21 protein-coding genes are annotated in these 25597 nt (G+C 64.5%); 9 read left to right on the plus strand and 12 right to left on the minus strand.

Annotation, left to right across the window (positions count from 1 at the left end; translation table 11 throughout):
* Positions 1-179: 179 nt before the first annotated feature.
* Positions 180-584: a hypothetical protein gene (locus ACE10Z_RS20845; protein ID WP_375789552.1), complete on the plus strand. Its 405-nt coding sequence runs from the start codon at positions 180-182 to the stop codon at positions 582-584.
* Between the two features lie 41 nt (positions 585-625).
* Here the strand turns inward: ACE10Z_RS20845 and ACE10Z_RS20850 are convergent, their stop codons facing one another.
* Both ACE10Z_RS20850 and ACE10Z_RS20855 read right to left on the minus strand, forming a co-directional pair.
* Positions 626-1528 carry a GNAT family N-acetyltransferase gene (locus ACE10Z_RS20850; protein WP_375789553.1) on the minus strand — a complete coding sequence of 301 codons (903 nt, stop codon included), beginning with the start codon at positions 1526-1528 and terminating at the stop codon, positions 626-628.
* A 29-nt stretch (positions 1529-1557) separates the two neighbouring features.
* Complete coding sequence (locus tag ACE10Z_RS20855; protein ID WP_375789554.1) at positions 1558-2673, minus strand: acyl-CoA dehydrogenase family protein; 1116 nt, start codon at positions 2671-2673, stop codon at positions 1558-1560.
* A gap of 199 nt (positions 2674-2872) precedes the next feature.
* On the opposite strand from ACE10Z_RS20855, the gene ACE10Z_RS20860 reads away from it, so the two are divergent.
* A complete protein-coding gene (locus tag ACE10Z_RS20860; protein ID WP_375789555.1) occupies positions 2873-4426 on the plus strand; it encodes a winged helix-turn-helix domain-containing tetratricopeptide repeat protein in 1554 nt (517 codons plus the stop codon).
* A 59-nt stretch (positions 4427-4485) separates the two neighbouring features.
* Here ACE10Z_RS20860 and ACE10Z_RS20865 read toward each other — a convergent pair whose 3' ends face one another.
* Positions 4486-5319 carry a YkgJ family cysteine cluster protein gene (locus tag ACE10Z_RS20865; protein ID WP_375789556.1) on the minus strand — a complete coding sequence of 278 codons (834 nt, stop codon included), beginning with the start codon at positions 5317-5319 and terminating at the stop codon, positions 4486-4488.
* A gap of 653 nt (positions 5320-5972) precedes the next feature.
* Here ACE10Z_RS20865 and ACE10Z_RS20870 point away from each other — a divergent pair.
* Complete coding sequence (locus ACE10Z_RS20870; RefSeq protein ID WP_375789557.1) at positions 5973-6845, plus strand: DMT family transporter; 873 nt, start codon at positions 5973-5975, stop codon at positions 6843-6845.
* Here the strand turns inward: ACE10Z_RS20870 and ACE10Z_RS20875 are convergent.
* On the minus strand, positions 6842-8305 hold the full coding sequence (locus ACE10Z_RS20875) for a cryptochrome/photolyase family protein (protein WP_375789558.1): 1464 nt from the start codon (positions 8303-8305) through the stop codon (positions 6842-6844). The genes ACE10Z_RS20870 and ACE10Z_RS20875 overlap by 4 nt on opposite strands.
* A 21-nt stretch (positions 8306-8326) precedes the next feature.
* Positions 8327-8986, minus strand: coding sequence for a peroxiredoxin (locus ACE10Z_RS20880; RefSeq protein WP_375789559.1), 660 nt, complete (start codon positions 8984-8986; stop codon positions 8327-8329).
* Positions 8987-9375: 389 nt separating this feature from the next.
* On the opposite strand from ACE10Z_RS20880, the gene ACE10Z_RS20885 reads away from it, so the two are divergent.
* Complete coding sequence (locus tag ACE10Z_RS20885; protein WP_298377474.1) at positions 9376-9957, plus strand: hypothetical protein; 582 nt, start codon at positions 9376-9378, stop codon at positions 9955-9957.
* Between the two features lie 63 nt (positions 9958-10020).
* Here the strand turns inward: ACE10Z_RS20885 and ACE10Z_RS20890 are convergent, their stop codons facing one another.
* The 5 genes from ACE10Z_RS20890 to ACE10Z_RS20910 form a co-directional block, all read right to left on the minus strand.
* Positions 10021-11862 carry an alkaline phosphatase family protein gene (locus ACE10Z_RS20890; RefSeq protein ID WP_375789560.1) on the minus strand — a complete coding sequence of 614 codons (1842 nt, stop codon included), beginning with the start codon at positions 11860-11862 and terminating at the stop codon, positions 10021-10023.
* A gap of 138 nt (positions 11863-12000) precedes the next feature.
* Positions 12001-15225, minus strand: coding sequence for an efflux RND transporter permease subunit (locus ACE10Z_RS20895; RefSeq protein WP_375789561.1), 3225 nt, complete (start codon positions 15223-15225; stop codon positions 12001-12003).
* On the minus strand, positions 15218-16441 hold the full coding sequence (locus ACE10Z_RS20900; protein WP_375789562.1) for an efflux RND transporter periplasmic adaptor subunit: 1224 nt from the start codon (positions 16439-16441) through the stop codon (positions 15218-15220). Before ACE10Z_RS20900 ends, ACE10Z_RS20895 begins: the two co-directional genes overlap by 8 nt.
* A gap of 113 nt (positions 16442-16554) precedes the next feature.
* On the minus strand, positions 16555-16905 hold the full coding sequence (locus tag ACE10Z_RS20905) for a hypothetical protein (RefSeq protein WP_375789563.1): 351 nt from the start codon (positions 16903-16905) through the stop codon (positions 16555-16557).
* 92 nt (positions 16906-16997) lie between these two features.
* Positions 16998-17225, minus strand: coding sequence for a hypothetical protein (locus ACE10Z_RS20910; protein ID WP_223967432.1), 228 nt, complete (start codon positions 17223-17225; stop codon positions 16998-17000).
* 94 nt (positions 17226-17319) lie between these two features.
* Here ACE10Z_RS20910 and ACE10Z_RS20915 point away from each other — a divergent pair, with 94 nt between their 5' ends.
* The 4 genes from ACE10Z_RS20915 to ACE10Z_RS20930 all read left to right on the plus strand — a co-directional run bounded on the left by ACE10Z_RS20915 (position 17320) and on the right by ACE10Z_RS20930 (position 21820).
* Positions 17320-17811 carry an ArsI/CadI family heavy metal resistance metalloenzyme gene (locus ACE10Z_RS20915; RefSeq protein ID WP_375789564.1) on the plus strand — a complete coding sequence of 164 codons (492 nt, stop codon included), beginning with the start codon at positions 17320-17322 and terminating at the stop codon, positions 17809-17811.
* A 99-nt stretch (positions 17812-17910) separates the two neighbouring features.
* On the plus strand, positions 17911-18570 hold the full coding sequence (locus tag ACE10Z_RS20920) for a hypothetical protein (RefSeq protein ID WP_375789565.1): 660 nt from the start codon (positions 17911-17913) through the stop codon (positions 18568-18570).
* Positions 18571-18704: 134 nt separating this feature from the next.
* The gene (locus ACE10Z_RS20925) at positions 18705-21416 is read left to right on the plus strand and encodes an EAL domain-containing protein (RefSeq protein ID WP_375789566.1); all 2712 of its coding nucleotides are present in this window, start codon (positions 18705-18707) and stop codon (positions 21414-21416) included.
* A gap of 107 nt (positions 21417-21523) precedes the next feature.
* Positions 21524-21820, plus strand: coding sequence for a septal ring lytic transglycosylase RlpA family protein (locus tag ACE10Z_RS20930; RefSeq protein WP_298377448.1), 297 nt, complete (start codon positions 21524-21526; stop codon positions 21818-21820).
* Positions 21821-21839: 19 nt separating this feature from the next.
* Here the strand turns inward: ACE10Z_RS20930 and ACE10Z_RS20935 are convergent, their stop codons facing one another.
* Both ACE10Z_RS20935 and ACE10Z_RS20940 read right to left on the minus strand, forming a co-directional pair.
* Entirely contained in the window at positions 21840-24308 is a 2469-nt protein-coding gene (locus tag ACE10Z_RS20935) for a PAS domain-containing protein (protein WP_375789567.1), read from the minus strand.
* A 195-nt stretch (positions 24309-24503) separates the two neighbouring features.
* Positions 24504-25301: a thermonuclease family protein gene (locus ACE10Z_RS20940; RefSeq protein WP_375789568.1), complete on the minus strand. Its 798-nt coding sequence runs from the start codon at positions 25299-25301 to the stop codon at positions 24504-24506.
* Positions 25302-25459: 158 nt separating this feature from the next.
* Here ACE10Z_RS20940 and ACE10Z_RS20945 point away from each other — a divergent pair, with 158 nt between their 5' ends.
* Positions 25460-25591 (plus strand): hypothetical protein, encoded by a 132-nt coding sequence (locus tag ACE10Z_RS20945; protein ID WP_375789569.1) that lies wholly within the window; start codon positions 25460-25462, stop codon positions 25589-25591.
* Positions 25592-25597 lie beyond the last annotated feature (6 nt).

A 25597-nucleotide genomic window follows, 5' to 3' on the forward strand; every position in this document is an offset into this window, starting at 1 on the left:
TGTGCTCGGCCGACGTTCCTAACTTCCGAGGGCTCCATCGGTGCGCGCCGCGAACGCCGAACCGCCACCCTGCATGATGTCGTCGAGATATTTCGCCGGCGGCTTGCCGAGCGCCTTCTTGCACGCGATGGCGGGTGCCCGTCGGTTGTATGCGATGAAGCCGCGCGGTACAGAGACGCTTGGCGAGCAAACGCCCGGGGAAAGTGCCGTTGAGAATATCCGCCAATACGCGCATCGTGATCGGATCGACGCTTTTTGCCCTGGCGTCGAGTGCACTGCTTTATCTGGTTCCGGCGAGCCCGATCGACAGACTTCTTCTGCGCGGCACCTTTCACTTTTATCAGGGGCACGCGTTTCTCGTCCCCGTCAAATACGTGGATGGCAAGATCGAGACTGCCCGGCTGTATGAAGATGACAGGCTTCTCGGCCCGGCGAACAGTACCCAGCAGGAGATCATCGACAAGGGAGCCGGTCGATTTGGACTTTACCGGGATCGCTGGGGTTATTTCGGGCCGGCCTTGATGTTCTCGACAAGCGACAATACCGACCCGAACACCAACGGCAGGAAGTATCACCTCAGATGACGATCGGCGCCATGCGACGGTCGAATCGAGACCCGCGCGGGTCACATGAAACCCGGATTGCGCGGCAGGTACTGGGCCCAATTGCCGAATTCTCGCGACGACATCAGCAGCATCGGACACTTGAGCCGCATTCCGTGCGTCATTGCGGTATCAAGCGCCGCCTTGCTCGCACCAGGCAGGAATGCCGATATCCGTGACGCGCCGCTCCCGGCCGCCAGGTACAGCGCCGTTCTCAAGGCGGGAGCGACCGCGTGCGGCTCCATGACTGCGAGCGGTCCGATATGACCACCGGCGTCCACATAGGCGTAGCCGATCCAGTCGTTTCCGTCGTGGAGATTGAACCCGGTCGCCGCGCCGCCGTCGATCAGATAGCGATGATGCTTTTCGCGCGAGACACCAAGGATCCGCTCGTCCGCCTGCGCGAGGCGGCGCAGGGTCGAGGCCTCCGGCTCGAGCGGCGTGACGTCGTATCGTGGACCATGCAGATGACCGATCAACTGCTCGCGCGATGCACTGACACTGTAGATGGGAAATCGCGGAAGCAGTCCGTGACGGATGTAGAGCCCCTGCGATACCGCGTTGAAGCTGAAGGTGATGAGCACCTTGTTGGACGCGCCCGATTTCCCGGCGTGCGCGATGGTCCGCTTGATCAGTTCGTTGCCGATGCTCCGCCCCTGCTGATCGGGCGACACGAACAGCTGCGCCAGAAACCACATGTCGCCGCAGACCCAGCTCCAGGCGAAGCCGAGGATCCGCTCGTTCTCCTCCGCCACCCAGAGACCATCGGGATCGTCCCTCATGCAAAACAACTGGAAATTGGGTGGAGACGAAGCCGCCATCGGGCCGAAGCCGTGCCGTTCCGTGAGATCATTGATGCTGGAGACGACGAGGGCGTCGGCGAATTCCAGATCCTGCGCGCGTGCCGGCCGGCAAACCACGGACATGGGCAACTCCGTTGGTGGCCGGATGATGGTCAAAACCTTGCCGTGCCGGGATCGAGCCCAAGCGCCAGCCGGCCGGCGATGACGTAATTGTTCGGACTCATCGCGACATGCTTCGCCGCGGCGCGGACATCGCCGACCGCACGCTCCAGTGCGCAGGTCTCGAAGATGGCGACGGCACCCGCGCTGGCGGCCAGCATCTCGGTGATGGACGTCGCAGTCTCCGCCGCATGTGCGTTGGCGATCCGAATGTCCGCGCGTGCCTCCACCAGCCGTTGGCCGCCCGTGTCGGTTGCCGCCATCAATTCGGTCATTGCATCGACCAGAAACGCACGGGCGGCGCGAAGCATCGCTCTGGTCCGCCCGACCGTCGACTGAACGATCTCGCGATCGCGGAGCGCGGCTCGGTTTCCGGTGCGGCCTTTGCCGAGCTCCGCGAACGAGGTCATGGCGCCGGACGCGATGCCGAGCGGCACCCCGCAGATGCTCCACGCGAACACCGATGATGGCGGCATGCGATAGAGCAGTCCGGGCTGGGTCGGTTGCAGCCCGAGAAAGGGATGGGCGTGAGCGGCCGGCACGAAGATATCCCGCACCTCGAAATCGCAACTGCCGGTGCCGCGCAGTCCGGACACATGCCAGTTGTCGAGGATGGTGACATCCGCCCGCCCGGGATAGCAGCAGAGAAGCGGCGAAGCCGGATCGTCGGGCCTGAGGCTGGCCAGCACCATGAAGCGCGTCGCGTGATGCGCGCCGCTTCCGAACGGCCAGCGCCCGGAAAGGCGATAGCCGCCTGCGACGGCGGTCGCCGTGCCGACCGCGCCGGTCGCGCTTGCGACAAAGGCGCGCGGGTCGGCATACCACTCGCGTGCGACGGCCTCATCGAGGTAGCCGCCGATCCGGCTCATGCCGGCGCCATTGCCGACCAGCCAGCCGACGGAGCCATCGAGCGCCGAGGCCGCTTCGACGACGCGCATGAACGCGAAGGGAGACAGTTCGGGTCCGCCGAGCGCTTGCGGCAGCCACAGGCGGAACAGGCCGGCGTCCGCCAGCGCGGCGAAAACCGTGTCTGGCAGCCGCCGTCCGCTGTCGAACGCGTTGCGCTGCGCAGCGATCAGCGGGGCCAGCGCCTGGACGGCCTCAAGCATGCGGCAAACCTGGGCGGGGTCACCGGCATTCACTTCCGGACAGGGGCGGGCCGTCCGACCGTCCGCTCTCGCCGCTTGGCCTGAATCGCGCATCGGGTTCTCCTCGAGGTTCGGCACCGCTGCGGCAACATGACCGTCCGCTTCCCCGAGGTCCTGAATCCGTTCCGAAAAAGTTGCAAAAAATGTAGTCTCCGGAGCCATGGCGACGATCCACGAATTTGGTCCCTTCCGCCTCGACGCCGGGGCCGAGATGCTATTCCGGGAGTCTGAACCGGTCGCGCTCGGACAGCGCGCGGTGGTGCTGCTTCGGCTGCTTGTCGAGCGGGCCGGATCGCTGGTTTCCAAGGATGCGTTGATGGAGGCGGCCTGGCCGGGGCTTGCGATCGAGGAGAGCAACCTGACCGTGCAGATCGCCGCCTTGCGCAGGGCATTTGCCGACATCGACGGAGGCGCGACCTGGATCGAGACGCTGCCGCGTCGCGGCTATCGCTACGTTGGTCCATCGGTTGCGACCGTATCCGGGCCGAGCTCTCCTCTATCACCCGCGCCGGCGCTGTCGCTCGCGGTGCTTCCATTGTCGAATCTGAGCGGCGATCCCGCGCAAGACTATTTTTCCGACGGGATCACGGGAGACATCATCGCCGAACTGTCGCGGTTCAGGTCACTGTTCGTCGTCGCCCGTCACTCCAGCTTCGCCTACAAGGGCAAGACACCCGAGATCAAACGGGTCGGCCGCGAGCTCGGCGTCCGCTACGTGGCCGAAGGGAGTGTGCGCAAGATCGGCAGCCATGTGCGGGTGACCATTCAGCTGCTCGATGCTGCGAGCGGTTACAATCTCTGGACCGAGCGCTACGACCGCGATCTCGATGACATCTTTGCTCTGCAGGACGAGATTGTACGGGCGATCGTCGCGGCGCTGCCGGGCCGGATGGAGGATGCCGGCCGGGAAGTCGCCAGACGCAAGCCGACCTCCAGCATTACCGCCTATGATCTGGTCTTACTCGGAAACGAGCGATGGCGTCAGCTGACCGTGAATGCCATGGCGCAGGCCAGGGACTATTTTCGAAGCGCCGTCGCGCTTGACCCGCAATATGCCCGCGCCCACGTCAACATCGCCTGGACCATCGTCTGTGACGTGTTTCTCGAAGCGCCCACCGCCGCAACTCTGGACGAGGCGCGGAGCGAGATCGAGAACGCGCTCGATATCGAGGACGGCGACGCCTGGTCTCATGGCGTCTTCGCTCAGTTGCTGTTCCTGCTGAAAGATGACGCCAAGGCCGAAATCCATTTCAGCCGCGCCCTCGCGCTCAATCCAAATGATGCCGACGTCGCCGCCGTTTTCGCCAACATCCTGGTCTACTGGGGACGGTGGCGCGAGGCGCTGATGTGGATCGGGACAGCCAAGCGGCTGAATCCGTTTCCGCCCAACCTGTACCACTGGTATCACGCGCTTGCCCTCTATTCAGGGCGCGAGTACGAGCAGGCGGTCAAGGCTGTGATGGAGGCGCGGTCGTTCGACAGGTGGTCGCACGGCCTCCTTGCAGCCTGCTATGCGCAGATGGGACGCCTCGGCGAGGCGCAGGCCGAGGCTGACGCGTTCGTCAGCCAACGGTGTCGTGAGCTGAATGCGAATGGCAACACCGCGCCCGCGAGAACTCTCGACCTCGCCCGGGCCAGAGCCGAACGGTATCGCAATCCCTCCGACCGCGAACATTTCCTCGATGGATTGCGCAAGGCGGGTCTCACCGGTTGACGTTCACAGCCGCTTGTTTCTCGAACCGGCGAGTTCACCTGTGCCGTGTCCGGATGCCGTCATGTCGTGGGTTTCACGCCCAGTTCCTTCGAGCGCTGGAGAAGAGCCGGCTGGTATGGCGGGGAGGGATCGTCGTCGTCGTCGTCAGGGATGGCGCAATAGCCGAATTCCTGCTGGATGCGGTGGATCTCCATGACGCGATCGTTCAACCGCTGCAGATGCTCGAGCGACCTGGCCTTCCAGTAGCGGAAGGTATCGAGGGTGATCGGCACGAAGGCGGTGCCGAACAGCGTTGGATCGGGCACGATGGTCCGCCCGAGCAACAAATAGCGGTCGTGACCGACAATGACGAGGGTGGCATAGGGCCGCCCTTCACTCACCCTGAGGCCCTTCAGCGATAGTTCGCACAGCTTGCTGAAGTAGGGTTCCTCGCGCCAGCGCTCGGGATCATCGAGGTCAACCTGCACATTGAGTGTATCGAGCCCGAAATGCGGCACCATGCCCGCGGTCTGAGGAAACCAATCGTCATCGAGATAGCCTTGCAGCCAGGCGCAGCTGAATGAGCGGCACTGCCGGGGACGCTCGTGGTAGATCTCGCATCCGCCGCCCGCCAGAATGTGGTTGCAGACCGTGTTCACCGGTTTGCCGAGGTCGGTGACTTCAAGCACCTTGCAGCAGAGGGTGCACGATCCGCATTGCCTGATCGTCGGAGCCACGGGAAAGCCGAGGGCCCACGAGCCCTGTCGTTCGCGAACGAGCAGCTTCTGCTTCTCCAGCGCGCCCAGGGCGCGCTCGACCTTGAGGCGGGACAATCTGGTCACGCCGATGATATCTTTTGTCGTCGTCGCGCCGCTCTCGACCGCCCGAACGACGACCAACGCCACCTGGTCCATTGTTTTTCTTCTTGTCCGGCTCGTGGCCGGTTCTTCTTGTGCAGTTTTCTTGGCTGCCGGTATTCGGTGAGGCAATCCCGGTGCTATCCGGAACGCGCCGCTCCGATGGCTGCGACATTGTTCAGAGAGCGTATCTGCGAGAACAGGATGCCGCATCCGACAAACGCGCATGGCATCCCTGAGGACAAATGGTCGTGATTGCAGCGAACAGGCGCAACAGTTTGCAAAGTCAGAGCGGTCTCATGCGACAAAGCAACCTGGCGGAACGAGATGAAAAGCTCGGACAAATCATGTCGCGAGAATGCCAGTGCAACGCAGTCAGTGTCGTCCTGGCGAAAGCCAGGACCCATTACCCGAAATCTCAAATGCTGTGCGACGCTGGGGCCACAATCCCTCTCACAATTACATGCGGTGGTTTTGGGTCCTGGCTTTCGCCAGGACGACGATCGTGTGTGTGGCACCCGCACCGTCATCGCCCGGCTCGACCGGGCGATCCAGTACGCCGCGGCGCCACGGCTCAAGCACTGCAGTCTCTGGAATACTGGATCGCCCGCATTCGCGGGCGATGACACCGTTCTTTGGTGGCGCACCCAGCAACGCCATAGAAATTCGCGATTGCCGGTTGCCTTATCTTCAGGCAATGACGGCCTGCAATGAACAAGAGCTTCGAGGAAACTGCCGCTCGTCTGGCGCCGGCGATCTTTGTCGTGCTGTGGAGCACGGGATTCATCGGCACCAAATACGTCATCAACAATGCGGAGCCGCTGACCTATCTGGCGATCCGGATGGCGTTCGTGGTGGTGGTGATGGCGGTCATCGCCGCGGTCGCACGGCCGAAATGGCCGGACCGGACAGGCGTTTTCCACAGTGCGGTGGCCGGCATCCTGGTACACGGCTTCTATCTCGGCGGCACCGCGATTGCGATCGCGCATTCGATTCCTGCGGGCCTGTCGGCGTTGATCCCGGGCCTGCAGCCGATCCTGACCTCGACCATCGCCAACCGCTGGCTCGGCGAGCGCGTCACGCCGCTGCAATGGGGCGGACTGATGCTCGGCCTCACCGGCGTCGTGCTGATCCTGCACAACCGACCGATGACGGGCGAAGCAGGGTGGGGCTGGCTCGCCTCCGGCGTCTCGCTGATCAGCATCACGCTTGGCACGCTCTACCAGCGCCGTTACTGCAACCAGATCGACTGGCGCGCCGGCAATCTCTTGCAGTACATCGCAGTGACGATCTTCTTCGGCATCGGCGCCTGGCTGTTCGAGACCAATGTCGTGCATTGGACCAGCGAGTTCGTGCTGGCGATCGCCTGGCTGGTGTTCGCGCTGTCGATCGGCTCGATCGGGCTATTGTACTGGCTGATACGTCACCATGCCGCGACCTCTGTCGCGAGCCTGTTCTATCTGGTGCCGGCGGTGACCGCGCTGATGGCCTATGTGCTGTTCGGCGAGCGGCTGGATTATGTCGCCATGGCTGGCATGGCCGCCTGCGCCGCCGCGGTGCTGGTGGTCAACCGCCGCGCTTAATCCTTGCCGCGGATTTTTCCGTAAGCGGCGAGCGCGCGCTCGCGGCCTTGCTTGTGACCGATGAGCGGCTGCGGGTAGGTCTTGCCGAGTTCGATGCCGGCGCTCGCCAGTTCGATCGGCGTCGCGGTCCAGGGCTGATGGATCAGGTCGTTGGAGAGCTGCGCGAGCTCCGGCACCCAGCGCCTGACATAGGCGCCGTCAGGATCGAACTTCTCGCTCTGCAGGATCGGATTGAAGACACGGAAATAGGGCGCGGCGTCGGCGCCGGAGCCGGCGACCCATTGCCAGTTCGCCGGATTGGAGCCGGCATCCGCATCGACGAGCGTGTCCCAGAACCATTGTTCGCCGCTGCGCCAGTCGATCAGCAGGTGCTTCACGAGGAACGAGGCGACCACCATGCGCACCCGGTTGTGCATCACGCCGCTATGCCAGAGCTCGCGCATGCCGGCATCGACGATCGGATAGCCGGTCCTGCCGCGCTGCCAGGCCTTCAACGCGCGCGCGTCGCGCTTCCATGGAAAGGCGTCGAACTGCTCCTGCAAATTCCGTACGGCCAGGCCGGGGACGTCGAAGAGCAGATGGCGGCAGAACTCGCGCCAGCCGAGCTCGCTCAGGAACTTGTCGATATCGCCGGCGAGGCGCGGGTGCTCGGCGGCGGCGAAGCGGGCCGCGTGCCAGACCTGGCGCGGGCTGATCTCGCCGAAGCGCAGATGCGGCGACAGGCGCGAGGTACCGTCGCGGTCCGGCCGGTCGCGGTCGTCGCTGTAGCCGCTGATATTCTCATCGAGAAATGCCTTCAGCCGGGCCTGTGCCGCGGCTTCGCCCGGAGTCCAGGTGTCGCGCAGGCCGCCGGCCCAATCGGGCCGAGTCGGTTCGAGATCCCAGTCGTCGACGGCTTCGCTCGCGACGCCGCCGACGGATGCGAGCTTCTTCGGTGCCGGCAACGGCTTTGGCGGATCGCCGAGACCCTGCACGCGCCGCCAGAATGGCGTGAACACGCGCAAGGCCCGGTTTTCCTTGTTGCGGATGACCTTGGGGTCGACGAGCAGGTCGCCGGCAAAAATTTGCGAGGCGATGCCGTCAGTTGCGAGCGCAGCTTCGACATCTCTGCCAACGGCTTGATGCGGCGCCTGCGCGATGTCGTTCCAGAAAACAGCACCCGCATGGATGTCGCGCGCCAGCGTGGCGATCACGGAGGCGGCCGGTCCCTTTCGCAGGACGAGCGTTCCGCCGATCGCCTCAAGGCTTTTGCGAAGTGCGCGCAGCGACTGTGCCAGCCACCAGCGCGTCGCGCCCCCGAGGGGGCGCGCGGCTGGAGGTCTCCGGGCACGGCTTTCTTCGTCGCGGACATAGAGACCAACCACGGGCGCGCCGCGGTTGGCCGCTTCATGCAGGGCCGGGTGATCCGACAGCCGCAGATCGTCGCGGAACCAGACGATGACAGGCTGTGCGCGGGCCACCCGGACGCTGCGTGCCGGCCGTTACTTCGGCTGCGGCACGATCCGGATGTAGGGCTTCGGTTCTTTCCAGCCCTGCGGATAGATCGTCTTGGCCTCGTCGTTGCTGACCGAGCCCGCGATGATCACGTCCTCGCCCTGCTTCCAGTCGGCAGGGGTGGCGACGCGGTGCGTGGCGGTGAGTTGCAGCGAGTCGATGACGCGCAGGATCTCCTGGAAGTTCCGGCCCGTGGTCATCGGGTACACCAGCACCAGCTTGATCTTCTTGTCGGGACCAATGATGAAGACGTTGCGCACCGTCTGATTGTCCGCCGGCGTGCGGGTGAGGGGATCGCCCGAGGTCGAGGCCGGCAGCATGTCGTAGAGCTTCGAGACGTTGAAATCGATGTCGCCGATCATCGGGTAGTTCGGCGCCGCGCCCTGGGTTTCCTTGATGTCTTCGGACCATTTGGCGTGACGGTCGACCGGATCGACCGATAGGCCCATCAGCTTGACGCCGCGCTTGTCGAATTCGGGCTTCAGGCGGGCAAGCGTGCCGAGCTCGGTGGTGCAGACCGGGGTGAAGTCCTTGGGATGAGAGAACAAAAGGGCCCAGCTGCTGCCGATCCAGTCGTGGAACTTGATCTTTCCTTCGGTGGTCTCAGCTTCGAAGTCGGGGGCGACGGCGCCAATCTGAAGTGCCATGATTTTACCTCATCTCTTTGATGTTGCTGCTAAAATTGTATTTGAGGTGGTCGGTTCCCAGTATAGGACGCAATAAGGCTTAAGTGAACGGCTTCTGAAAAAAGGTGAGACATTTCTCCTTGAGGGTGGAATTCCGAGCAACTTGTTTTGATCTGTACTCCTGCGACGAAATATCAGCTGCGGCACAAAAGCTTGGAAATGCCTAGATAAAGCCGCTTATCGCCGTCATCACGCCGGCCCCGGCTGCTATAGGACTGAACCGTGACAGCGTTTAAAGCGACCAAATAGCAACCATCTAAAAATCTCGGAACCCAAGTTCCGAATCATTAACCACTCGTTTACGCCCGCATGGAAAAGCTGGCCTCAGATAGGAATTGAAAGCTCCCACAATGTCTACCCCAAGTACCAAGACCGCTGAGGCTCTCAGCGGTGCGTTGTCTCCATCCTGCCGCAAGACCGCTGCCCACGCGCTGACCATCGTGCGCGACGGCGTGATCACCGGCGAAGGCCCGACCACCAAGGGCCGTATCCATTTCTCCCGGTCACTCGATGCCGATGACGCTGCCTGGTGCGCGCGCATCCTGACGGCGGCCGCGGTCGAGCATCAGCCGGTCAGCCGGGCCGAGATCGAGGCGCTGTTCGCGATCAACGAGGCTGCTGCCGAGCGCAGCGACGCCGGCCGGTTCGACGACCTGCTCGCCAAGGCGATCGCCCATCATGCCGCGTCCGAGTCCGGCCTGCCGGTGCCGCCGCGCACGGTGGCGCTGTCGCCGGACACGAACATCGATCGCTGGGCGCCGACGCAAGGCACCAAGATGGACACCAAGGTCCTGGAATGGATCGCGGGCCGGATGCGCGGTCAGCGCCGCACCGGCCGTGCGCTCGCGGCGATGGTGGCGACGCTGGTCGGCGCGACTGCGCTGCCGCTCGCGGCGCAACTGCCCAACGTGTTCGACATCGGGATGATGTGACCATTCGGGATGATGCTGCCTGCATCATCCCGAACCAATGGCTTCAGGCGAGAGCGGCGGGGATCACTTCCCCGCCGTTTTCTGTTTGCCGTCGCTCTCCTCGAGCCCGAGCGTCCGCCCCGGGAACCCGGCGACGTCGAAATAGCGGGTCGAGAGCACGCGCTGGAATTTCAGCACGGTGCGCAGGCCGTTGGCCGACGGCTTCTTTGACATGATGGTGCCCTCGGCCATCTTCGGCACGATGCCGTTCGGCAGCGCTTCGGACATCACCCGGCCGATCAGCCCGCCATTGTTCGGCGCGCGCAGCCCGAGCAATTGCGCCGCGGTCATGCCGACGTCGGCGTTGCTGACCGGCAGCGGATCGACATAGCCCGCCTTGAAGTCGGGGCCGATCGCCGCGGTGAAGTTGAAGGTGTCGCCGCGGCTGAAGCTGCCATGCATGCCCTGGCCCTGGCGCAGCACCGTATCGGCGATCTGCACCGAGCAGTTGGTCGGGATCTCGCAGCCGCTCGACCAGGAGCGGAAGTTGACCACGATCGACGGGTTTGGCGTCACCGCCTTGCCCTTCAGATTGAGGTTCGACATCGGCAGCGTTCCGGGGAAGGTGCCGAGCTTGTCGTCGACGAACAGGCCGCTGACATAGTCCTGCTCGATCAGGGCCTTGATGACGCGGTCGGCGAGCTTCTTGTCGCGGTTCGGCAGATAGATCAGGTCCGAGCCGCCATTGGTCGCGATCACGACGTCGGGCTTGGCCGGGTCCTGGCCGAGCACGCCATTGCCGGCCTTCGGGTGGGCGTTGTCGGCGACCTTGGCGTTCTTGTCGTTGGGGTCGAACAGCGGCAGGTTCAGCGCCTTGGCGAGATCGATCGCCAGGAAGCCCATCGGCAGGAAATCCTTCGGCGTGTCGTCATAGGCGATCTTGGCCGAGGGGCTGGTCTTGCTCTCCTTCGAGATCGTCGAGAAGCCGTGGTCGGAGGAGACCATGATGTTGGTGTTGGCGGAAAGCCCGAGCTCGTCGAGCGCCTTGCGGAGCTGGGCGAGGTTGTTGTCGGCATTCTTGATGCCGGCCATCGAGGTCGGGCCGTTGATGCCGGGCGTGACGGTGTTGAGGCTGTCGCCGGTGTTGTGCTGGCTGCCATCCGGATCGCGCGACCAGAACACCAGCACGAATGGCTTGTTGCGCGCCTTGAACATCGGCAGCACGACCTTGGTCGCGACATCGGCCATGTAGGCCTGCTGCGCCACGTTGGCGATCGTCGTGCCCGGTGTCTTGGCGTCGCCGGCCTTGGCATTGTCGCCGCGGCTCGGGGTGGCGAGCGGCAGGCCGGCCTTGGTCAGCGCGTCCTTCATCTCGTCAGACAGCGGCACGCCCGCCTTGCCGCCGGTGGAATCGTCGACCACGATCGTGTTCTTGCCCCGATCGGTGTGGTCGAACAGCAGGGTCGGGCCGAGCTTGCCGATGGCGGCGGTGCTAAAACCCTGGCCGCGGGCCATCTTCAGCAACGTCTCCTCGTTGAGGTAGTCGCCATTGAAGTGATCGTCGATATCGGCGAGCACGGCGTCGTTCTCGATGAACGGCACCACCGTGTCGCCGGCAGGCGCCGAGGTGTAGCCGGTAAAGATCGTGTTGGAGAAGGTGCCGGTGTCGCCGAGATAGTGGCCGGTCGAGAGCGCCGAGCTGTTCGCCATCGTGAAGGTCGGGAACAGCGAATGCGAATTCTTGAAGTGGACGCCCTTGTCGCGGATCTCGGCCATCGCAGGTGCCGTCTGCGGCGTCACGATGCCGCCGCGCAGGCCGTCGGGGACGAACAGGATCAGGTTGCGGGGTTTTGCATTTTGCGCGGAAGCGGCGCCGGCTGAAAGCGCGATCATGCTCGCGGACAGTAATGTAATGGCACGGCGCATTTTGTTATTCCCCCTGATGAAGCCCCGCGGCAGCCCGCCGCCGTCTTCGTTTAGTTTTGCCATATGACAGAAATGTTACAGCGCCGGGGCGGCGCTGTAACTGCCGGATTTTTCCTGGCGACGCCGGTCAACACACCGTCATTCCGCGGGCTGAACCGCGGTGCTCTCGTTGCGCGCAGCGCTGCCGGCATGCCCGTACCGTGCATAGAGCGCGGGCAGGACGGCGAGCGTGAGCAGGGTCGCGCTGATCAGGCCGCCGATCACGACGGTGGCGAGCGGCTTCTGCACCTCAGCGCCGGTGCCGGTGGCGAACGCCATCGGTACGAAACCGAGCGAGGCCACCAGCGCGGTCATCACCACGGGCCGGAAGCGGGTGAGCGCGCCTTGCTCGATGGCCTCCCGCATCGGCAAGCCGCGTTCGCGCAATTGCCGAACGAAGCTCAGCATCACGAGCCCGTTCAGCACCGCAACGCCTGATAGCGCGATGAAGCCGACCGCCGCCGAGATCGAGAACGGCATGTCGCGCAGCCACAGCGCCGCGACGCCGCCGGTGAGCGCCAGCGGCACCGCGCTGAACACCAGCAGCGCATCGCGCACTGATCCCATCGCCGCCAGCAGCAACAGGAAGATCATCGCAAAGCAGGCCGGCACTACGACGGCAAGGCGCTGGCGCGCCGCGGCGAGATTTTCCGATTGGCCGCCCCAGGTCATCCAGTAGCCAGGCGGCAGCTGCACCGATTGCGTGACCTTTGCTTGAGCCTCTTCGACCACCGAGCCGAGATCGCGGCCGCGGACATTGGCGGTCACCACGATGCGGCGCTTGCCGTTCTCGCGGCTGATCTGGTTCGGCCCTTCGGTGAAGGAGAACTGCGCGACGCGGTTGAGCGGCAGGCTCTGCACCGGCGAACTCGGCGTTGCCTTCGGCAATGCGACCGGCAAATTGCTCAACGCCTCGAGATCGGAGCGCACGCTCTCCGGCAACCGCACCACGATGTCGAAGCTGCGATCGCCCTCGTAGACCACGCCGGCATCCTGGCCGCCGACCGCGGCACCGATCACGTCCTGGACCTCGGAGACGCTCAGGCCCCGTCGGGCAATCGCCGCCTTGTCGACCTTGATCTCGAGCACGGGCAGGCCACCGGCCTGTTCGACCTTGACGTCGGTCGCGCCGCGCACGCCGCGTAGCGCGGCGGCGATCTGGTTGGCGGCCTGCTGCATCGGCTCGAACTCGTCGCCGAACACCTTGACCGCGATGTCGCCGCGAACGCCGGCGAGCAGCTCGTTGAAGCGCATCTGGATCGGCTGGGTGAACTCATAGACGTTGCCGGGCAGCCGGCCGACCGCCTTCGAGATGTCCTCGATCAGCTGCTCCTTGGTCAACGACGGATCCGGCCACTCTGCGCGCGGCTTGAGGATGATGAAGGTGTCGGACGCGTTCGGCGGCATCGGATCGCTCGCCACCTCCGCGGTGCCGGTCTTGGAGAACACGAACGACACCTGCGGGAAGCGGCTGACGGCTTTCTCGACCGAGAGCTGCATCGCCTGCGACTGCGACAGCGCCGTGCTCGGAATCCTGAGCGCGTGCATGGCGATGTTCTTCTCGTCGAGCGAGGGGATGAACTCCTGGCCGAGCCGGAAGAACCCGAACAGGGCGGTCGCGAACAACACGACCGCCACGGCGATGACAGGCAAGGGCGTTACAACCGCGCGCCGGAGCAGCGGGCTGTACCAGCGCTTCAATGCGGCAACGAGCCAGTTTTCCTTCTCCTGCACGCGGCCGGTGATGCCGATCGCGATCAGCGCGGGAACCAGCGTCAGCGACAGCACGAAGGCAGCGGCGAGCGCGAGGATCACGGTCAGCGCCATCGGCTCGAACATCTTGCCTTCGACGCCGGTGAAGGTCAGGAGCGGCACATAGACCAGCAGGATGATGGCCTGGCCGTAAAGGCTCGGCTGTACCATTTCCACGGCAGAGGCGCGCACCGTCGCCAGCCGTTCGTCGCGCGTCAGCACGCGGCCGAGCGCGTGCTGCTTCTCGGCGAGATGACGCAGGCTGTTCTCGGTGATGATGACGGCGCCGTCGACGATCAGGCCGAAATCCAGCGCACCGAGGCTCATCAGATTGGCGCTGATGCGGCCCTGAAACATGCCGATAGCCGTCATCAGCATCGCAATCGGGATCACCAGCGCCGTGATCAATGCCGCGCGGAAATTGCCGAGCAGCACGAACAGCACGGCGATCACGAGCAGCGCGCCTTCGGAGAGATTGCGCGCCACGGTGCCGATGGTCGCATCGACCAGTTGGGTGCGATCGAGCACCGTCTCGACTGCGACGCCCGCCGGCAACGACGGCGTGATCGCGCGCAGCTTGGCGTCGACCGCGGCCGATACCGTGCGGCTGTTGGCGCCGATCAGCATCAGCGCCGTGCCGACCACGACCTCGCGGCCGTTCTCGCTGGCGCTGCCGGTGCGTGTCTCGCCGCCGATCGAGAGCGACGCGAGGTCGCGGATCCTGACCGGCACGCCGCCGCGGGTGGTGACGACGACGGCGCCGAGTTCCTCCATGGTCTCGAGGCGACCGCCGGACCGGACCACGAACCCTTCGCCGTTGCGCTCGATATAGCGCGCGCCGCGGCTGACATTGTTGCTCTCGATCGCCTTGGCGACGTCGGCGAAGGTGAGGCCGAGCGCGATCAGCTTCGCCGCATCGGGATGGACCTGGTACTGCTTGAGGTAGCCGCCGATCGAATCAACGCCGGCGACACCCGGCACCATCTTGATCTGCGGCTTGATGATCCAGTCCTGCACCGTGCGCAGATAGGCGTCCTTCTCGACCTCGCTTTGCAGCACCTGGCCGTCCGCCGTCAGGAAGCGGCCGTCGCTCTGCAGGCCCGGCGCGCCGTCACTCTGCACCTTCTGGCCGGAGTAGTGGACGGTCCACATGTAGATTTCGCCGAGACCTGTCGTGGTCGGGCCAATTCGCGGCTCGATGCCCTGGGGCAGGCGCGCGCGAACTTCGGTCAGGCGCTCGCCGACCTGCTGGCGGGCGAAATAGATATTGGTGGCTTCGCTGAACACGGCCGTGATCTGCGAGAAGCCGTTACGGGAGAGCGACCGCGTGCTCTCCAGTCCCGGCGCGCCCGCCAGCGCCGTCTCGATCGGGAAGGTGATCTGCTTCTCGATTTCCGCCGGCGACAGCGCCGGGGCGACTGTGTTGATCTGGACCTGCTTGTTGGTGATGTCGGGCACCGCGTCGATCGGCAGCTTCGTCAATGCGAGGCTGCCGAGGAACATCAGGATTGCCGCCAGTGTGACGACGACCCAGCGCCGCTGGATCGCAAGACCGATGATGCGCTCAATCATGGCCGTGCTCCGCTTCGTCCTTCTCGACCTCGGCCTTCAATGTGAAGGTGTTCTGCACCGCAATGGTCTCGCCGGCGGCAAGACCCGCGACGATTTCGATGTCGTCGTCGTCCTCACGGCCGGTCCGCACCGACCTCGCCTCGAAGCCGTCGGCATCCCGCACAAATACGGTCGGTGTCCCCTTGACGGTTTGAAGCGCCTTCTTCGAGACCATCACGGTCGATGGCGCGCCTGACAGCGGGACCTCCGCGGTGACGAAGGTGCCCGGCTTCCAGCGGTGATCCTTGTTAGGCATGGTCGCGATCACGCGGGCATTGCGCGTCTCGCGGTCGAGCAGGGGGCTGACGAAGATCACGCCGGCACTGGCTTCATCCTCGGTGCCGATGGCGCGGATCTTGACCGAGACGCCTTCGCGAACTGCGCCGATGTCTTCAGGCGAAACCGCCAGATCGACCCAGATGTCGTCGAGATTGACGATGACGTAGAGCTCGCTTTCCTGGCCTTCGCGTCCGATCAGTCCGCCGAGATCGACGCGCCGTTCGGACACCCGGCCGCTGATCGGCGCGCGCAGGAACTGCGTCCGCAGGCTTTCGGGCGGCTGGTTGGGCAGATCGGCGATCTCGCTGTCCGACAGGCCGAGCGCAAACAGCTTCTGCCGCGCGCCGTCGAGCTTGATCTGGGCGTCGTTCGCGGTCAGCCGCGTGCGCAGGAACTCGTTTTCCGAGACGATGCGGGTCTCGACCAGCGTCTTCTGCCGCGCGTAGAGCGTTTGCTGCAGGTCGTTGGTGAGCCGCGCGGCGAGGTATTCGCTCTTGGCGTCGGCGACCTCACGGCTTTCGATCGCAGCGACGATCTCGCCTTTCTCGACCACGTCGCCGAGACGCTTGCGCAGTTCCGTGACCGTCGCGAGCACGCGCACCGAGACGCGGCCGATGTGATCGGCGTCGGGGATCAGCGATCCGGGCGCGAGGAAATGCCGCTTCAGCATGCCGCCGCTGGCCGGTGCGAGCGTGATGCCAGACTCTCGAATCTGGTCTTCGCTGAGCTCGATATGCCCGGGGGCCTCATGCCTGGCCTCGGCTTTCGGTGGATCTGCGGTCGCCGCCTCCTGCATCGTGGCCGGGAACTTGACTGGCCAGCCGATCCATCCGGCCGCCAGAATGATCAGTGCGATACCGGCAGCCACGCCGGCGAAAAATAGAACAACCCGTTTCATATGCGCCTCTCCGCAGCGCATGCCGATGGCCCTGCGCTGTCGCGACATCGATCTGTGCGGAAGCGTGCGCGCTGCCGGATGGCAGCAGCGCACGGTCGGTCATGCCGACCGGATCAGGCGCGGGGTGGTTTGAAGGGGGAGAGGCGATCGGCTGACGCCGGCAGCCCGATGCTGCTGTCGCCATAGCTATGCGGCGCATAAGCGATCGGGAATGCCGTCTCCTGCGGCGCCACGGAGGCGACGTGGGTCAGGCAGTGATCGCCGTGCAGTGAGGCCGGATGCGCGGGAGCCTTGCCGCCGCTGTCGTTGATCGACTGAGCGATCGAGAAGCCGGGAGCCGCATCGTCATCGCCGTCGAAGGCCCAGCCGTGGAAGAACGACAGCACCAGCGCAAGCGAAATCAGCCCCGCAAGCAGGCTGCGCCAGCGGCGCGATCCTGTTGCATGAGCGGAAGGCTGAATCATGGTGTGCGATGCGTCCATGGGCTCTAATTAGCGCCGTGACCGCGCGCATTCAAGTTCGACGCCGCGACAGAATTGCCGCGGATACTATAACGTTACACGCTCTCAGCGGTTCGGCGCATCAGCCAGCGGCGCGCTGCGACGACGGCCCAGATCGCTTCGACAAGGCCGAACGGCCAGGCGCCCTGCAGGAAACCGTATGCCGAGCCGAGCGCGCAGGAGATCGCGAAGGCCAGGATGAACCACGGGCTGCGGTCCTCGGCTGCGTAGCAGACGAGCATCATGGTCACGGCGAACAAACCGAACAGCGTGAGCGCATCCATTCCGCAGCAGGACCCCTGTTGTAACGCGGTTGATATCTGAGCATGCTTGGGATGGAATATCCATCCAGCGCCGCCGCCCGAAAGGATTGCCTCCATGAAGCGCATGCACGTTCACGTCGCCGTCAAGGACATCCCGCAATCGGTCGGCTTCTACTCGGCGTTGTTCGGCGCTGAACCGACGGTCGTGAAATCCGACTATGCCAAGTGGATGCTCGATGATCCCCGGGTCAACTTCGCGATCTCGACCCGCGGCCGCGAGCCGGGGCTCGATCACCTCGGCATTCAGGTGGAGAGCGCCGAGGAGCTCGGCGAGGTCTATGGCCGGCTGCGCAAGGCGGGCGGCGAGGTGATCGAGCAGGGACAGACGGTCTGCTGCTATGCCAGGTCCGAGAAGTCGTGGATAGACGATCCCGCGGGGATTGCGTGGGAGACCTTCCATACGACAGGTGAGAGCATCGTCTATGGCGACGGCAGCGGCGAGCGGACCGCGCGTGTCGCGCGTGAGGACCCGGAAAGGCAGAGTGCCTGTTGTGCGCCACAGCCCGAGGCCGCGCCGCCCGCGGGTTCGGCTTGCTGCAGGTCGTGAGCTCGGGGCGATCGCGCACACCAGGGGTCGAAGTTCATGTAGCCCGGATGAAGCGCAGCGAAATCCGGGAGCCGCCAACCGCTGATACAGCTCCCCGGATTGCGCTTCGCTTCATCCGGGCTACGCATCTCCGGGCCGGCCGTCGCGTCGACGCAACCGGCTACCGCTGTAAGCAAAGGCTTAATGCCTGCGACATATTATCTCAGCGACTACTCCCTCCGTGCTAACAGCCCCTTAACCATGCGGCTTTTGCCAATCAAGGATCCTGAGCGATCCTGGCGTCACATCAAGGCACAATGGAAGAAGGACGCTGAAGGCGTCGGAGAGGATTTTGCCACCTTTGGCGGCATCGGTGCCTTTGAAGCGCTGACCGCCAGGGAAGGTGACAGTCAGGGGCTGTATCACCTGACCGACGGCGAACGGGTCCACGCGGTGTGCCAGGTCAGGCGTCTCCTGATGAGCCGATACACGTCGCCGGCTCTCAGCGCGCGCTTCATCAATGTGTCTCCGATTTACGATCTCGGCCTCGCCGATGTCGGCGATTACGCACAGATGCTCGTGGCGCTGTTCTCCGGCGTCGTCTGGCTGTCGCGCGATGCGCTGGCGGCCAGCCACATCCGTTTTCTCCTCAAGAGTCCGGGCGACTCGCAATTCTTCGCCGCGCTCAAGGCCGCGACGCCGTTCTCTCCATTCTCGAAGTTCAGCATTGAGGGCGCGTTGATCGAGTGCAGCCTGAAGGAAGCGACCGGGGTCGCCTGAGGCGGTCGCGTCCTGTGAGGATGCCCATGCCGATCGCGCCCTGGTACTCATCCGCCTTAACAGTCCGATAACTGATTTTCCTAACGACCCCTTGGGTTGTGCTCCCGTAGAAGGGCACCCGCAGGGGCAGGAAAATGTCGGTTATCTCAACGAACAGCGTGAAGCCGGAGCACCGGCGGCTGTCGATCACGGGTGTGCTGCGTGCCACCAGGATGGGCGCCATTCAGTGGCTCGTCCTGAGCGCCGCGCTGCTGGTGCTCGCCATCACGCTTGGCACAGGCTATCTCGCGCTGCAGTTTCGCGAGCGCGCGCTGGAGATGTCCGAACGCGAGCTCAACAACACCGCGCTGCTGCTGTCGCGGCATTTCGACCAGCAGCTCAGCGACCTCCAGCATGTCCACGACGACATCGTGAACTATCTGCGGTCGGAGCAGGTCGAGACCGCAGATCAGTTCGAAAAGAACATGTCGCTCCTGAGCGCGCACGAGATGCTGCGCACGCGGCTCGCCGCGCTGCCGCATGTCGGCGGGCTCAATCTGTTCAATGCCAAGGGATGGCTGATCAACTCGTCCGAGATGTGGCCGGTGCCCGACATCAGCATTGCCGAACGGCGGTATTTCCGGGAATTCACTTCGGGCCGGCCGATGTCGCCTGTCATCGTCGAGCCAGCGATGAGCAAGGTGACGGGCAACTGGACCACGATCTTTGCCCGCAAGATCACCGGGCGCAACGGCGAGATCATAGGTTTTGCGAGCCGCGGCGTCGAGCCGAGCCATTTCGAGGATTTCCTCGCCTCGCTGGCGCTGAACGGCGACACCGTGATTTCGATGATTCACCGCGACGGCACCATCATCGCGCGCTATCCGCAGGATGCCGGCGTGATCGGCCGCAACATCATCAACCTGCCGGTATTCCAAAAGGTCATCAGCTTTGGCGGCAACACGTCGGGACTGTTCGTCGGCGCCTCGGGCGAGGAGAACGTCGGTGCGGTCAGATCGCTGTCGCATTTTCCGATCCTGATCCTCGCCACCACGAAAACCTCGAGCGCGCTGGAGGACTGGCGTGGCCAGACCAAGCTGCAATTCTGCGCGGCCGTGTTGGCGGTACTGGTCATCAGCTTCGCGGTCTTCCTGATCGTCCGCCAGCTGCAGCGGCAGCACGACGCGGCAAGCCGCCGATTGTCCGAAAAGAGCCAGCATCTCGACACCGCGATCAACACCATGACGCAGGGGCTTCTGCTGTTCGATGCCTCGGCGCGGCTCGTGATCTGCAATCAGCAATACATCGACATGTTCGGCCTATCGCCCGATGTCGCCAAGCCGGGGTGCCATCTGCGCGACCTGATCCTGCATCGCCAGGCGCTCGGCTCATTCGTCGGCGATCTCGATGAATATTGTGCGCGGTTCAACAATCCCAGGGGTGATGAAATCCGCGACTCGGTGATCATGACGCCCGACGGCCGCAGCATCCGCCTGATCTACAAGCGCGCACCCGACGGCGGCTGGGCTACCACGCTCGAGGACGTCACCGACGGGCGGCGCGCGCAGGCGCAGATCGAGTATCTCGCGCACTACGATGCGCTGACCAATCTGCCGAACCGGACGCTGTTCCAGCGTCACGCGGAAGAATTGTTGCGCGAGGCGACCGTCCGCGAGTTCGCGATCCATTACATCGATATCGACGAGTTCAAGCGGATCAACGACACGCTGGGTCATCCGATCGGCGATGAATTCCTGCGGCGCGTGGCCGAGAAGCTGCGCCGGTCGGTCGGATCGAACGACTTCATCGCGCGCCTCGGTGGCGACGAGTTCGCGATCGTCCAGCATGACATCATGTCGGACGACGACGTCAGCGATCTGGTCGCGCGCGTCTATCAGTCGCTGCGCACGCCGTTCGACTGCCACGGTCATTGGCTGTCGAGCGACGCCAGCATCGGCATTGCGATCGCCCCGCGTCACGGGTCCGACCTGTTCGGCCTGCTCAAATGCGCCGACCTCGCCATGTACGCGGCCAAGGCTGCCGGCCGCAGGACCTACCGCTTCTTCGATCCGGCGATGGAGAAGCAGGCCAATCTGCGCCGCGCGCTGGAGGCCGATCTGCGCAGTGCGTTGGCGGAGGACCGCTTCGAGCTGCACTATCAGCCGCTGGTCGACCTGCGCAGCGACGAGGTGACCGGCTGCGAGGCGCTGCTGCGCTGGCGCCATCCGGTGCGCGGCATGATCTCGCCGGCGGAGTTCATACCGGTCGCCGAGGAGACCGGGCTGATCGAGGAGATCGGGCAGTGGGTGTTGCGCACCGCCTGCATCGAGGCGGCGGCCTGGCCGGCGCATGTGCGCCTGGCGGTCAACGTCTCGCCGATCCAGTTCAAATCGGAGACGCTGGCGCTGAAGGTTGCAAGCGCGCTCGCCGAGAGCGGGCTCGACCCGCGCAGGCTCGAGCTCGAGATCACCGAGGCGGTGCTGATCGCCGACGACGATGCGGCGCTGGTCACGCTCGGCCAGCTGCGCGCGCTCGGTGTCCACATCGCGCTCGACGATTTCGGCACCGGCTACTCGTCGCTGCAATATCTGCAGCGTTTTCCGTTCGACAAGATCAAGATCGACCGCAGCTTCGTCAAGGAAGTGACCCGCAACAGCGGCTCGGCCTCGATCATTCGCGCGGTGGTCTCGATCGCGGCCGACCGCAACATGATCACGACAGCCGAGGGCGTCGAGACCGATCAGCAGCGCGATACCGTGCAGATGCTGGGCTGCACCCAGATGCAGGGCTATCTGTTCAGCAAGCCGGTTCCGGCGCAGGACCTGCGGACGCTGCTCGCGGCCGACAGCGTCGAGGACGCCGCCTGAGCGGCTCTCGCTGAAAAGTTCCAAAAAATCGACCTGCCGACGTCTCGGGCGCGGAACCGAAACCGTGGAACCGCGTTCCATTGCGGGGCTCGACCGGCAGGCAATCGATGAAGACCGCAGTAACGTCCGCGGCCATGCTGCTGTTTACCTCGTGCATGGCGAACGCAGAGAGTGGCCTTGCGTCCTATTATCATGGCATCGGCAGGAGCGGCGAGATGACCTGCGCGCATCGCAAGCGGCCATTCGGCAGCATGGTCACCGTGTCCTATCACGGAAAATCGATCCGCTGCCGGGTCAACGACCGCGGACCGTTTATTCGCGGGCGGATCATCGATGTCTCGACTACGGCGGCCCGCGCGCTCGGCATCCTTCAGCTCGGCGTCGCGCATGTCGTGATCGAGTAGCGCGCGGCCTGTGGCGGGATCAGGGCTTTGAGGCGGTCGCCCGCTGCTCGGCGATCGCCTTGCGGAGCGTGCGCGACAGCGCCTCGACCGAATAGGGTTTCTGGATCAGCTCGAAGCCGCTGTGCGCGTTCTCGGCGAGCACGTTGCTGTAGCCGCTGGTCAGCACCACCGGCAGGCCGGGAAAGCGATCGCGGATCACGCCGGCGAGCTCGACGCCATTCATGCCGGGCATGATCACGTCGGAGAACACGAGGTCGGCGGCGAACTCGTTCTCCGAGAGGATCGACAGCGCTGCGTTGGCGTTCGCCGCGCGCTTGACCGAATAGCCGAGATCCTCGAGCAGTTCGGTGGAGAACTGGCCGACATCGTCGTTGTCCTCGACCACGAGGACGCGATAGCCGCGGCCGATCGAGGCCTGCTCGATGCCCGCGCTGGCCGCGACCTTGGCGTCCGCCGGGCGCATCGCCTGCGGCAGATAGATGGTGAAGGTCGCGCCGTGCCCCGGCGTGCTGGTGACCTCGATATCGCCGTCGGATTGCTTGACGAAACCGAAGGCCTGGCTCAGCCCGAGGCCCGTTCCCTTGCCGACTTCCTTGGTCGTAAAGAACGGCTCGAAGATCGCGTCGAGATTTTCCGGCGAGATGCCGGTGCCGGTATCCTGGATCGAGACCGTCACGAAATCGCCGCTGCGCGAGGCCTGGGCGCGCAGGGCAGGGATGTGCTTGACCTTCCTGACGCCGATCGTCAGCTGGCCTTCGCCATTCATGGCATCGCGGCCGTTGACCGCAAGGTTGATCATCGCGGTCTCGAACTGGCCGATATCGGCGATCGCAAAGCAATCGGGATCCTCGATTCTGACTTCGATGTGGATCCGCGCGCCGACCAGCGGGCGGATCAGCTGCACCACGCTGTCGACCTGCGTTCCGACATTGAAGACTTCGGGATTGAGCGGTTGCCTGCGCGCAAACGCCAGGAGCTGCGCGGTGAGTTTGGAGGCCCGCTCCACGGTCTCGGAGATCGCGTCGATGTAGCGGCGGCGCCGTTCATCCGGCAGCTCGCGGCGGCGCAGGAAGTCGGTCGCGGAGCGGATGATGGTAAGCAGGTTGTTGAAGTCGTGCGCGACGCCGCCGGTGAGCTGGCCGACCGCTTCCATCTTCTGCGATTGCCGCAGGGCTTCCTCGCCGCGGCGCCGCTCGGTGATGTCGACGGCCTCCGGCACCGCGCCGACGATCGTGCCGTGCTGGTCCTGCAGCGGCCGCATCGCGAAATCGAAATAGCGCTCGCCGATCGGCAGCTGCAATTGCAGCTCGATCTTGACGTCCTGGCCGCGCATCGCGGTCGCAAAGGCATTCCGGATCACGCGCGGCATGCCGTCGGTCGCAGTGAACCATGGCGTATCCCAGAACGGTTTGCCGACGACGTCCGCAGCCTCTGCGCGGATGCCGGCCAGCGCGGTCTGGTTGGTGTAGAGCAGGCCGCCATCGCGGTTGAGCAGCATCTGATATTGATGGCTGGTTTCCAGGATCGCGCGCGTCTGCGCTTCGCGGGATTCGAGCTGTGCGGTGCGCTCCAGGATGCGCCGTTCCAGCGACTCGTTGAGCTTGCGCAGCTCGATCTCGGCTTCCTTCGCCGCCGTGATGTCGTGGGCGACGCCGATGAAGCCGATATGCTTGCCGTTCGGGTCCCAGCGCGGTTGCGATTCCGAGCGCAGCCAGCGCCAATCGCCCGCAGCATTGCGATAGCGTGCCTCGAGCACGAACGGCTTGAGCGACAATTCGCCGGTGATCTGCTCCTGCAGGATGTTCGGCAGATCATCCGGATGCAGCGCCTTGCGCCAGTCGAACACGACTGCTTCCTCGAACGGCAGGCCGAGGAAATCCAGATAGGCCTGGTTGGCGAAGGAGCGGGTGCGGTCGAGCTTGGTCACCCAGATCGGCACCGGCGCGCTGTCGGCGATCAGGCGGAAGCGTTCCTCGCTCTCGCGCAGGGTTTCCTGCGCCAGCATCTGATCGGTGACGTCGAGATCGGCGCCGACCAGCCGCAGCGCACGGCCATTGCGGTCGCGCTCGATCTTGGCGACGACACGAATCCAGCGGCTCTCGCCGTCGTTCGGGCGGATGATGCGATATTCGGCGGTGTAATCCTCGCCGCCGGCCTTGAGCACGCCGAACAGGTGGTTGATGGTTCGTTCGCGATCGTCGGGGTGGATGCGCGCGACCCAGTTCTCATAGGTCTCGTTGACCTCTTCGGGCGGCAGGCCGTGCACCAGCAGATATTCGGGAGAGCGGCGGTTGCGCACGCCGTCGCGGAAATCGATCTCGAGCCCGCCAACCCGCGCGATGCGCTGGATCCGCGCCAGCTCGGCCTCGCGCTCCTGGAGCTCGCGATGAGCCCGGTCGCGTTCGCGCGCGATCTCCTCAAGGTGCTGCCGCAGCCGTTCAGCTGCCGCAGCTTCAGGAAGCACATCAGCGGGATCGGGTGGGGTCATACGCGCCGGCAACCTCTCGGCGCAGTTTCACACAGGACGAGGCGGCATTTCCAGCGTGATTTGCGGCGATCACTAGCCTCTGTCATTCCGGGGCGATGCGAAGCATCGAGCCCGCAATCTCGAGATTCCCCGATGCGCAATTGCGCATCTGAGGTTCGCTTCGCGCCCCGGAACGACGGTGCAACCACTCGCTCTTCATTTGCCTTTGGGCGGGCGGCAATTATAGGCCCTGCGGAACCCGGCGGCCTGCGCGTCCTCCTCGGAGCAGAACCAGCGATCCGGATTGCCGAGGCCGGGGTAACTGCGGCACGCCTGCAGGTGATAGATGCCGACATTGCCGGTGACGCGGGCGCGTACGGCGTACTTGCCCTTGATGTTGCAGCTTGCCGGCATCGGCAAATCGTCCGGGAAGAGCGCATTGCGGATCTGCGTGTCACGGTCGGCCGGGCAGGCGTTGCCGAGCAGGGCGCCGTCCTTCTTGCCGAGACGAAAATCGCGCGGCGCCACGAAGCAGCCCTTCCACAGTCCGGCACGATTGTCCTTGGCGGTGGCTTGATCCGGCTTGAATCGGCCAGTGGCCGATGTCTCGACGTTGAGGGCGTAGCCCTTCTGCACCATCACCTGGCTGAGGCTGGTCGGGTCGCCCTCGATCTTGCAGACGCCGAGGCGGCGCTTCTTGAAGGTCGGATCGACGCCGATATCGTCGCAATGAATCGGCTTGCCGCCGATCAGCTTTGTCAGCTGGTCGCGCGCTTCAATCCCGCAGGTCCAGGCGTCGGCGTGCTCGTCGATGCAGAGCTGGTCGGCCGCCGGCGCGTCGATGCCGTCGAGCCGATAGACCGTGTTGCCGAGCTGAACCGTCCCGGCGTCCTTGACGATCGCCGTGGCCGAGGCGCTACCGGTCGCAGACAGGGCAGCCGTCGCAGACAGGACAGGGCTCGCGGACAGGCATGTCAGGAGAAGCGTCGTGATGACCGGATTGCGAAACCGCATTTTCTCACTTCAGATTTTTGGCGGGCAGCCGAACTTCTAGCACAGGCAGGTACGATCCAACCAAGGCCTGTTCGCGACAGATGCGTGCGCGCCGTCACATCCCGATCGGCATTCCGCGACGTAGAACGGCCGGACACTGCCATCGAAGGGATGCTGATATGGCCGAGTTCATCATCACCATCATTGCCGATGTCATCACCGACATCTGGACCCTGCAACGCCTCGCGCGCTGGCGGCGGAAGAGACCGGCGGCGCCTCAGGGGACAGCTTCCGAGCAAAGATCCGATTGACTTCAA

The sequence above is a fragment of the Bradyrhizobium sp. Pha-3 genome (assembly GCF_042258615.1).
GTDB lineage: Bacteria > Pseudomonadota > Alphaproteobacteria > Rhizobiales > Xanthobacteraceae > Bradyrhizobium.

Excerpts from the sequence above, each read along its gene's own strand:
- ACE10Z_RS20850 (WP_375789553.1), bottom strand. The coding sequence starts at position 1,528 with ATGTCCGTGGTTTGCCGGCCGGCACGCGCGCAGGATCTGGAATTCGCC.
- ACE10Z_RS20855 (WP_375789554.1), bottom strand. The coding sequence starts at position 2,673 with ATGCTTGAGGCCGTCCAGGCGCTGGCCCCGCTGATCGCTGCGCAGCGC.
- ACE10Z_RS20860 (WP_375789555.1), top strand. The coding sequence starts at position 2,873 with ATGGCGACGATCCACGAATTTGGTCCCTTCCGCCTCGACGCCGGGGCC.
- ACE10Z_RS20865 (WP_375789556.1), bottom strand. The coding sequence starts at position 5,319 with ATGGACCAGGTGGCGTTGGTCGTCGTTCGGGCGGTCGAGAGCGGCGCG.
- ACE10Z_RS20870 (WP_375789557.1), top strand. The coding sequence starts at position 5,973 with ATGAACAAGAGCTTCGAGGAAACTGCCGCTCGTCTGGCGCCGGCGATC.
- ACE10Z_RS20880 (WP_375789559.1), bottom strand. The coding sequence starts at position 8,986 with ATGGCACTTCAGATTGGCGCCGTCGCCCCCGACTTCGAAGCTGAGACC.
- ACE10Z_RS20885 (WP_298377474.1), top strand. The coding sequence starts at position 9,376 with ATGTCTACCCCAAGTACCAAGACCGCTGAGGCTCTCAGCGGTGCGTTG.
- ACE10Z_RS20890 (WP_375789560.1), bottom strand. The coding sequence starts at position 11,862 with ATGCGCCGTGCCATTACATTACTGTCCGCGAGCATGATCGCGCTTTCA.
- ACE10Z_RS20895 (WP_375789561.1), bottom strand. The coding sequence starts at position 15,225 with ATGATTGAGCGCATCATCGGTCTTGCGATCCAGCGGCGCTGGGTCGTC.
- ACE10Z_RS20900 (WP_375789562.1), bottom strand. The coding sequence starts at position 16,441 with ATGAAACGGGTTGTTCTATTTTTCGCCGGCGTGGCTGCCGGTATCGCA.
- ACE10Z_RS20905 (WP_375789563.1), bottom strand. The coding sequence starts at position 16,905 with ATGATTCAGCCTTCCGCTCATGCAACAGGATCGCGCCGCTGGCGCAGC.
- ACE10Z_RS20910 (WP_223967432.1), bottom strand. The coding sequence starts at position 17,225 with ATGGATGCGCTCACGCTGTTCGGTTTGTTCGCCGTGACCATGATGCTC.
- ACE10Z_RS20915 (WP_375789564.1), top strand. The coding sequence starts at position 17,320 with ATGAAGCGCATGCACGTTCACGTCGCCGTCAAGGACATCCCGCAATCG.
- ACE10Z_RS20925 (WP_375789566.1), top strand. The coding sequence starts at position 18,705 with ATGTCGGTTATCTCAACGAACAGCGTGAAGCCGGAGCACCGGCGGCTG.
- ACE10Z_RS20930 (WP_298377448.1), top strand. The coding sequence starts at position 21,524 with ATGAAGACCGCAGTAACGTCCGCGGCCATGCTGCTGTTTACCTCGTGC.
- ACE10Z_RS20935 (WP_375789567.1), bottom strand. The coding sequence starts at position 24,308 with ATGACCCCACCCGATCCCGCTGATGTGCTTCCTGAAGCTGCGGCAGCT.
- ACE10Z_RS20940 (WP_375789568.1), bottom strand. The coding sequence starts at position 25,301 with ATGCGGTTTCGCAATCCGGTCATCACGACGCTTCTCCTGACATGCCTG.
- ACE10Z_RS20945 (WP_375789569.1), top strand. The coding sequence starts at position 25,460 with ATGGCCGAGTTCATCATCACCATCATTGCCGATGTCATCACCGACATC.